At 67.6% G+C, this 9,246-nt stretch carries 5 protein-coding genes and 3 pseudogenes; 6 read left to right on the forward strand and 2 right to left on the reverse strand.

Features of this window, described 5'->3' with window-relative positions; translation table 11 throughout:
- Window positions 1-46 precede the first annotated feature (46 nt).
- A pseudogene (smc, locus tag JMF90_RS11660) lies at window positions 47-2,881 on the reverse strand (chromosome segregation protein SMC); the annotation flags it as partial.
- Between the two features lie 139 nt (window positions 2,882-3,020).
- Window positions 3,021-3,962, reverse strand: a complete 942-nt coding sequence (locus JMF90_RS11665; protein ID WP_201316978.1) for a DMT family transporter — start codon at window positions 3,960-3,962, stop codon at window positions 3,021-3,023.
- Between the two features lie 92 nt (window positions 3,963-4,054).
- Between JMF90_RS11665 and JMF90_RS11670 the strand changes: the two genes are divergently transcribed.
- From JMF90_RS11670 to JMF90_RS11695, 6 genes and pseudogenes are all read left to right on the forward strand, one after another.
- Window positions 4,055-5,107, forward strand: coding sequence for an RNA-guided endonuclease TnpB family protein (locus tag JMF90_RS11670; RefSeq protein ID WP_011549533.1), 1,053 nt, complete (start codon window positions 4,055-4,057; stop codon window positions 5,105-5,107).
- Window positions 5,108-5,282: 175 nt separating this feature from the next.
- Window positions 5,283-6,514 (forward strand): annotated as a pseudogene (gene dapC / locus JMF90_RS11675) (succinyldiaminopimelate transaminase).
- A gap of 45 nt (window positions 6,515-6,559) precedes the next feature.
- Window positions 6,560-7,387, forward strand: a complete 828-nt coding sequence (gene dapD / locus JMF90_RS11680) for a 2,3,4,5-tetrahydropyridine-2,6-dicarboxylate N-succinyltransferase (protein ID WP_006478479.1) — start codon at window positions 6,560-6,562, stop codon at window positions 7,385-7,387.
- A complete protein-coding gene (locus JMF90_RS11685; protein ID WP_006478478.1) occupies window positions 7,387-7,755 on the forward strand; it encodes an ArsC family reductase in 369 nt (122 codons plus the stop codon). The genes dapD and JMF90_RS11685 overlap by 1 nt, the downstream gene beginning before the upstream one ends.
- 90 nt (window positions 7,756-7,845) lie before the next feature.
- Window positions 7,846-8,985: a succinyl-diaminopimelate desuccinylase gene (dapE, locus tag JMF90_RS11690; RefSeq protein WP_077179868.1), complete on the forward strand. Its 1,140-nt coding sequence runs from the start codon at window positions 7,846-7,848 to the stop codon at window positions 8,983-8,985.
- A gap of 11 nt (window positions 8,986-8,996) precedes the next feature.
- A pseudogene (locus JMF90_RS11695) lies at window positions 8,997-9,246 on the forward strand (50S ribosomal protein L3 N(5)-glutamine methyltransferase); the annotation flags it as partial.

The following is a 9,246-nucleotide window of genomic DNA, read 5'->3' on the forward strand; positions in this document are numbered from 1 at the left end:
AAGCGCTGTCGTAATAACTTCGTATAGCATACATTATACGAAGTTATACGAGCTTCGCGGCCAGCGCGGTTTCGTCGACCTCGGCGGCTGCGAGCTGCTCGGCGAACTGCTCGACGGCCAGGCGCGCGGCCTGCTCCTTCAGCTGCAGTTCGGTGATGCGGTCGCGCAGCGGCTGCAGCGAACGCTCGGCGACGAGCCGCTGCTCGTCCGACGCGCGCAGCTTCGCGGTCAGGTCGTCGAGCTCGATCCGCGCGGCCTGCAGCGCTTCTTCCTTCGCCGCGCGAATTTCGAGCGCGTCCTGCAGGCCCGTGTGCGCGGTCTGCTCGTTGATCGTCTCGAGTTCGGCGCGGGCGTCTTCCAGCGACGCGGCGACGCGCTCGCTCTGCTCGTGCGCGACCTGGATCGTGCGCTTGAGCTCGTCGATCCGGGTCACCGCGTTGCGGGCGGCGAAGCGCGCGTCGTTCGCGCCGCGCTCCAGGTCGCGCGCTTCCTGACGCGCCTGCGTCAGCGATTCGTCGAGCGACTCGAACGCGAGCTGGTTGTCCTCGAAGCGCGCCTGCAGTTCGGCGAGCTCGCCGTCGAAGCGCTCGAAATTCGCTTCCGACTCCGCGCGCAATGCACGCTGCTCCTCGATCTGCGCGCCGATTTCCTCGAGTTCCTCGCGGATCTGCGTGCTGCGCTGCGTATAGCGTTCGTGCGCCTGGGCGAGCTTGAGCACGTCCATCTGCAGCGCATGCACGCGTTGCGTCGCGCGTTCGGCCTGCGCGCGCACGTCGCCGAGCGCCTGCGTGGCCTGCGTGTGCGCCGCTTCCGCCCGCACGGCAGCCGTGCGCGCCTCGTCGGCGAGCAGCGCCTGCGCGCGCACCTGGCGCGCCAGGTTTTCGATTTCCTGCTGGCGGGCCAGCATCCCGGCCTGCTCCGAATCGGCCGCATACAGCTGCACGCCGACGCGCGTGACGATATGGCCGGCCTTGACGACGAACGCGCCGCCTGCCGGCAACTGCGCGCGCGTCGCGAGCGCCTGCGCGACGTCGTCGGCCACGTACACGTTGCCGAGCCAGTCGTTCAGCACCGCGCGGATGCCCGCGTCGTCGATGCGCACGAGCGACAGCACCGGCCGCAGCCCGGCCACCGCGGCGGGCGGCTCACCGGCCGCGGGCGGCGCGTAGAACGCGAGCTTCGCGGGCGGCGCATCGGTCGCGAATGCCTTCACCCAGTCGAGATTCGATACTTCGACCGCGGCGAGACGCTCGCGCAGCACGGCCTCGAGCGCAGCTTCCCAGCCGGCCTCGACGTGCAGCTTCTTCCACAGACGCGGCAGCGCGCCGAGCTCGTGCTTGTCGAGCCACGGCTGGATCTTGCCTTCGGTCTGCACGTTTTCCTGCAACTGCTTCAGTGCGGCGAGGCGTGCTTCGAGCTGGTGGATCTGCGCGGCTTCGGCCTGCACGCGCTCCTGCGCGGCGCGGCGCTCGCCGTCGAGGCGCGGCACCGTTTCCTGCGCGTCGGCGAGGCGCGCCTGCGCTTCAGCGAGAATCTCTTCCTGCTCGGCCAGCTGCATGCGCAGCTCTTCGAGCTGCGTTTCGTCCGGCGCGTCGAGCCCGCCCGCTTCGCTCTTCAGGCGCTCGTGGCGCTGCTGAAGCTGCTGGAGCTGCTGATCGGCGTTGCGCTGGTGCGCGGCCTCGAGCTTCAGCGACTGCTCCGTCTGCGCGATCCGCGCGCGCTCGTCGTTGAGCTGCGCCTGCGCGTCGCGCCACTTCGCTTCGAGCGCCGGCAGCGCGTCGTGCTTCGCGGCCGCGTTGTCCTCGGCGAGCGCGGCCTTCTCGTCGGCCATCGCGCGCGCCTCTTCGGCTTCCTCGAGCTCGTCCTGCGACTTCTCGGCCTGCGCGCGCCACTGCTCGCGCTGCGCGTTCAGCGCGGCGATCTGCGCCTGCACGCGATTGCGCGATTCGACGATGAACTTGATCTCGGCTTCGAGGCGGCTCACCTCGGCGTTCGCCTCGTAGAGCGCACCCTGCGCGCCCTGCATCGCGTCGCTCGCCGAATAGTGCGCGACCCGCAGCGTCTCGAGCTGCGCCTCGACTTCGCGCAGTTTCGCCGTCTGCGCCTCGAGGTCGATCTGCGCCTGCTCGATCGCGCGCTGCTGCTTCTGCTGCTCGCCGGCGGCCTCGTTCTTGCGCAGCAGCCACAACAGGCGCTGCTTCTCCTCGCCGTCGGCGACGAGTTCCTTGTACTTGGTCGCGACCACCGCCTGCGCCTCGAGCTTTTCGAGGTTCGCGCCGAGTTCGCGCACGATGTCCTCGACGCGCGTCAGGTTCTCGCGCGTGTCGTGCAGGCGGTTCTCGGTTTCGCGGCGGCGTTCCTTGTACTTCGACACGCCGGCGGCTTCCTCGAGGAACACGCGCAGCTCTTCCGGCTTCGCCTCGATGATCCGCGCGATCATGCCCTGCCCGATGATCGCGTATGCACGCGGCCCGAGGCCGGTGCCGAGGAAGATGTCCTGGATGTCGCGGCGGCGCGCCGGCAGGTTGTTGATGTAGTAGCTCGACGTGCCGTCGCGCGTCAGCACGCGCTTCACGGCGATTTCGCCGTACTGGCCCCACTGCCCGGCCGCGCGGCCGTCGGAGTTGTCGAAGATCAGTTCGACGCTGGCCCGGCTGCCGGGCTTGCGGGCGGTCGAACCGTTGAAGATCACGTCCTGCATCGATTCGCCGCGCAGCTCGGAGGCACGCGACTCGCCGAGCACCCAGCGCACGGCATCGATGATGTTGGACTTGCCGCATCCGTTCGGGCCGACCACGCCGACAAGCTGGCCCGGAACCTGGAAATGCGTGGGATCGACGAAGGATTTGAAGCCAGCGAGTTTGATCGAGCTCAGACGCACGGCGGTATCGGATGTGAAGAAGGTGTGAAACGGACGGGGCCGCACGGCGCGGGGCCGGAGAGCCCCTGCGCGCCACGCGCCCCGGAATTCAAAAACGGGGCCGCGCGCATCCAGCGTTGGGCCCCGCAAACGGCTTCCATCATACCATCGCGCGTGTGCCGTCCCGACCGTCGCCGGGTTTGTCCGGTGCCGGCGCGGCACGATGGACCCGGCTCGACAGCAACGCCGCGAGCACGATGCACGCGCCGCCCGCCCACTCGCGCGCGCTCGGCAGCTCGTTCGCGAACACCCACGCCGACAGCGCGGTGATCACGATCTCGAACAGCATGATGATCGACGCGCGGTTCGCCGGCACGCGCGCGAGACCGTACTGCACGAGCAGGTTGTTCGACGCCATCGTCACGCCGATCGCCGCGATGATCAGCGCGGCCACGCCCAGTTGGCCGCTCGCCGGCGCGGCCGGCAGCCCTTCGAACAGCGACGCGATCGCGCCGAACATGGCCGCGCCGCCGAACAGCGTCGCGGTGCGCATTTCGGCGCGCATGTCGGGCAGCTCGCGGCTCGCCTTGATCACCAGCACGTTGCTCATCGCGAAGCTCAGCCCGGCCGCGAGACCGGCCCATTCGGCCGGGTTGGCCGGCAGCGGCAAGCCGAGCGCCGGCGACCACAGCATCAGCATCGCGCCGCCGATCGACAGCGCCGCGAGCCCCGCGCCGGCCCAGGTCAGCCGCTCGCGCAGCAGGAAGTGCGCGTAGATCGCGGTCCAGGCCGGCGTCAGGTAGAACAGCAGCATCACGCGCAGCACCTCGCCGTGGATCGTGCCCCATACGAACCCGAGGTTCGTCACGCCGGCCGTCACCGCGATGCCCGGCAGCACCCAGTGCCAGCGCAGCGTCGCGATCGTGCGGTGCCGCGCGACGATCACGAACAGGAAGGCGACGAGGCTCGTCAGCGCGCTGGCCAGCGTGCCCGTCACGCCGAGCGACGCGAGAATCCGCAGCGGATACCAGATCAGGCCCCATACCGACGCGCCGATCAGGATGGCCAGCGTCGGCAGGCTGCCGCGTACCGCGTTGTTCATCAGAATTTGCTCCGAGAAACCCCGCCATTGATGGCGGGAAGGAAAGGCAGGCTGTTGACAGGCAGCTTCTTCCACGGGTTAGGATCACCGGCATGATCCTTGTCTACCGCTACCGGGTGAAGTCGCTCAACGGACTGCTTAACAAGCAGAGCCGCGCGGTGAACTACGTCTGGAACTTCTGCAACGACACGCAGAAGCACGCGCTGAAGTGGAACAAGAAGTGGCCGACCGGTTTCGACTTGAATGTGCTCACGACTGGCAGCAGCAAGGCGCTCGGCATCCACTCCGGCACGATCAACGCGACGTGCGAGCAATACGCGAAGTCGCGCAGCCAGCACCGTCGCCCGTACCTGCGCTATCGCGGCAGAAAATCGCTGGGCTGGGTGCCGCTGAAGGGCCGAGACCTGAAGCGCGAGGGCGACGCGTTCCGTTTCGCCGGCAACACCTTCCGCGTGTTCAACAGTCGACCGCTTCCCGAAGGCAAGATCAAGGACGGCACCAACTTTGCGCAGGATGCGCGCGGCAACTGGTTTCTCAACATCGTGATCGAGATGCCGGATGTGCAGGCCCGCCCGATCCGTTCCGGTGTCGGCATCGATCTCGGCCTGAAAGACTTCGCCACACTTTCGACCGGCGAGAAGCTGCCCAATGACCAGTTCGGTCGACGAGCGGCGGAAAAGCTGGCGAAAGCGCAACGGGCGCGCAAGCACAAGCGACATATCGCGAAGCTGCATGCCAAGGTCGCGAATGCGCGTGCCGATTTCCAGCACAAGCTCGCGCTCGATCTGGTGCGGCGTTTCGATTACATCGCGGTCGGCAACGTGTCGGCCGCGAAATTTGCCAGAACCAGGATGGCGAAAAGCGTCTACGACGCGTCCTGGTCCTCCTTCCGGAACAAGCTCCGCTACAAAGCGATCGCGCACGGGGCCACGTTCGAGGAAGTGGACGAAAGCGGTTCGACCCAGTCCTGTTCGTCGTGCGGATCGAAAGACCGCACGACGCGGCCGAAAGGTATCGCGGGACTGAGAATAAGAGAATGGACCTGCAGTGACTGTGGTGTCGAACATGATCGTGATATCAACGCTGCGCTGAACATTCTCCGATGCGGACGTGCATCGCCAGGTGTGGGAATCCGCCGCCTTTAGGCGGACGAGGACGTCAATTGGTTCGATACCCTTTATTCGACCGGCCCGGCCGCCGCTCCGGCAGGCCGTGACCGCATTGCGTCACGCTATAATCGTCCGTTGCGAGCCGCGCGCCCCGGCGCCCGTTCGCAGCCGCGCGGCGCGCCCGCCGCTTCTTTCGCTCCAACCGGCCGCGATGGCCGCTTCGCCCGTGAACCCTCGACTCGACTCGCTCCAGCCCTATCCCTTCGAAAAGCTGCGCGCCCTGTTCAAGGACGTGACGCCTTCCGGCGACCTCAAACCGATCAGCTTCGGCATCGGCGAGCCCAAACACGCGACGCCGGCGCTGATCCGCGACGCCGTGGTGGCCGCGCTCGACGGGCTCGCGTCGTACCCGGCCACGGCCGGCTCGGACGCGCTGCGCACGTCGATCGCGCACTGGCTCGAGCGCCGCTACGGGCTGCCGGCAATCGATCCGGCCACGCAGGTGCTGCCGGTGTCGGGCTCGCGCGAAGCGCTGTTCTCGCTCGCGCAGACGGTGATCGATGCACGGCCGTCCGCGGACGGCAAGAAGGCGATCGTACTCTGTCCGAATCCTTTCTATCAAATTTACGAAGGCGCGGCGCTGCTCGCCGGTGCCGAACCCTATTTCGCGAACAGCGACCCGGCCCGCAACTTCGCGTGCGACTACGCGGCCGTGCCCGACGACGTGTGGGCGCGCACGCAGCTGCTGTACGTGTGCTCGCCCGGCAACCCGACGGGCGCCGTGCTGACGCTCGACGACTGGCGCGAGCTGTTCGCGCTGTCGGACCGTCACGGTTTCGTGATCGCGTCCGACGAGTGCTATTCCGAGATCTATTTCGACGAAGCGGCGCCGCCGCTCGGCGGCCTCGAGGCCGCGCACCGCCTCGGCCGCGGCTTCGAGCGGCTCGTGATGCTGTCGAGCCTGTCGAAGCGCTCGAACGTGCCGGGCATGCGCTCGGGCTTCGTCGCCGGCGACGCCGCGCTGCTCAAGAAATTCCTGCTGTACCGCACGTACCACGGCGCCGCGCTGTCGCCGGTCTGGCAGCACGCGAGCATCGCCGCATGGAACGACGAGGCGCACGTGCGCGAGAACCGCGCGCTGTACCTGCAGAAGTTCAACACGGTCACGCCGATGCTCGCCGACGTGATCGACGTGAAGCTGCCCGACGCCGCGTTCTACCTGTGGGCCAACGTGTCGCGCACCGGCCTGTCGGACACCGAGTTCGCCCGCCGCCTGTACGCCGACTATAATGTGACGGTTCTGCCCGGCTCGTACCTGGCGCGCGATGCGCACGGCACGAACCCGGGCCGCGATTTCATCCGGATCGCGCTCGTCGCGGGCACCCCGAATGCGTCGAGGGCGCGCAACGCATCGTCGATTTCTGCCGCGCTCTCGCGCGGTAAGACGTCCATCCCGATCAATTCCATCCATCTCCTGCGAAAACGAACATGTCGCAACAACTTCAGCAAATCATCGATACCGCCTGGGAAAACCGCGCCGAGCTGTCGCCGAAGGCCGCGCCCGCGGACGTCCGCGAAGCCGTCGCTCACGCGATCGAGCAACTCGACAAGGGTGCACTGCGCGTCGCCGAGAAAATCGACGGCAACTGGACGGTCCACCAGTGGCTGAAGAAGGCCGTGCTGCTGTCGTTCCGCCTGGAGGACAACGCGCCGATGCCGGCCGGCGGCTACTCGCAGTTCTACGACAAGGTGCCGTCGAAGTTCGCGAACTACACGGCCGAAGACTTCGCCGCGGGCGGCTTCCGCGTCGTCCCGCCGGCCATCGCGCGCCGCGGCTCGTTCATCGCGAAGAACGTCGTGCTGATGCCGTCGTACACCAACATCGGCGCGTACGTCGACGAAGGCACGATGGTCGACACGTGGGCCACGGTCGGTTCGTGCGCGCAGATCGGCAAGAACGTGCACCTGTCGGGCGGCGTCGGTATCGGCGGCGTGCTCGAGCCGCTGCAGGCGAATCCGGTCATCATCGAAGACAACTGCTTCATCGGCGCGCGCTCGGAAGTCGTCGAAGGCGTGATCGTCGAGGAAAACTCGGTGATCTCGATGGGCGTGTACCTCGGCCAGAGCACGAAGATCTACGATCGCGAGACGGGCGAAGTCAGCTACGGCCGCATCCCGGCCGGCTCGGTCGTCGTCGCCGGCAACCTGCCGTCGAAGGACGGTTCGCACAGCCTGTACTGCGCGGTGATCGTCAAGAAGGTCGACGCGAAGACGCGTGCGAAGGTCGGCCTGAACGAGCTGCTGCGAGGCGACTGATGGCAAAGCCGCACACCGTGGTCGTCTACGGCATTCCGAACTGCGACACCGTGAAGAAGGCCCGCGTGTGGCTCGACGATCACGGCGTCGAATTCGAGTTCCACGATTTCAAGAAGCTCGGCGTCAGCGCGCCGCTGATCGAAGACTGGCTGAAGGACGTGTCGCTCGACGCGCTCGTGAACAAGCGCGGCACCACGTGGCGCGGCCTCGACGACGCGATGAAGGCGGCTGCCGAAACGAAGACCGGCGCGGTCGCGCTGATGATCCACAAGCCGTCGGTCATCAAGCGCCCCGTGCTCGTCGTCAACGGCCGCGTGAAATCGCTCGGCTTCGTGGCCGATCAATACGCGGCGTTGTTTGCCGCATAGGGTCGCCCGCGCTGCGCCCACGGGCGCCGCCCGACGCCCTGTCGCTGCCGGCCACCGCGCCGGCATTTTTTATCGAAAGTGGTCCGAACCATGTCCGCCACCCTAGCCCTTACCGAACAGCTGATCGCCCGCGCGTCCGTGACGCCCGACGACCAGCACTGCCAGCAGATCATGACCGAGCGCCTCGCCGCGCTCGGCTTCGAATGCGAGACCATCGCGTCGCACGGCGTGACCAACCTGTGGGCCGTCAAGCGCGGCACCGACGGCCGCGACGGCAAGCTGCTCGCGTTCGCGGGCCATACCGACGTCGTGCCGACCGGCCCGCTCGAACAGTGGACCTCGCCGCCGTTCGTCCCCGCCCATCGCGACGGCAAGCTGTACGGCCGCGGCGCGGCCGACATGAAGACGTCGCTCGCGGCGTTCGTCGTCGCCTCCGAGGAATTCGTCGCGGCGCATCCGGACCACCGCGGCGCGATCGCGTTCCTGATCACGAGCGACGAGGAAGGCCCGGCCACCGACGGCACCGTGAAGGTCGTCGAGCTGCTGCAGGAACGCGGCGAGCGGCTCGACTACTGCATCGTCGGCGAGCCGACGTCGACCGCCGAGCTCGGCGACGTCGTCAAGAACGGCCGCCGCGGGTCGATGTCCGGCGAACTGGTCATCAAGGGCGTGCAAGGCCACATTGCCTATCCGCACCTCGCGAAGAACCCGATCCACCTGCTCGCGCCGGCGCTCGCCGAGCTCGCCGCCGAGCAATGGGACGCCGGCAACGAATACTTCCCGCCGACCACCTGGCAGGTGTCGAACCTGCACGCTGGCACCGGCGCGACCAACGTGATCCCGGGCCACGCCGACCTGCTGTTCAACTTCCGCTTCTCGACCGCGAGCACCGTCGAAGGCCTGCAGGCCCGCGTGCACGCGATCCTCGACAAGCACGGCCTCGAATACACGCTGAAGTGGTCGGTGAGCGGCCTGCCGTTCCTCACGCCGCGCGGTGAACTGTCGGGCGCGCTGGAACACGCGATCCGCACCGAGACCGGTATCACGACCGAGCTGTCGACGACGGGCGGCACGTCGGACGGCCGCTTCATTGCGCGCATCTGCCCGCAGGTGATCGAGTTCGGCCCGCCGAACGGCAGCATCCACAAGATCGACGAGCACATCGAAGTGCGCTTCGTCGACCCGCTGAAGAACGTGTACCGACGCGTGCTCGAACAACTGATCGCCTGACGGAGCCTCGCATGACGACACCTTTTGCCACAGTCCGCGACCTGCTGCGCTACGCGGTCACGCGCTTCTCGAAAGCGAAGCTCGCGTTCGGTCACGGTTCCGACAACGCGTACGACGAAGCGGCCTACCTCGTGCTGCACACGCTCGACCTGCCGCTCGACACGCTCGAGCCGTTCATGGACGCGCGCCTCTTGCCCGACGAAATCGCGGCCGTGCTCGCGGTGATCGAACGACGCGCGGCCGACCGCGTGCCGGCCGCGT

The sequence above is a fragment of the Burkholderia sp. E168m23 genome, from assembly GCF_016586125.1.
Classification (GTDB): domain Bacteria; phylum Pseudomonadota; class Gammaproteobacteria; order Burkholderiales; family Burkholderiaceae; genus Burkholderia; species Burkholderia orbicola.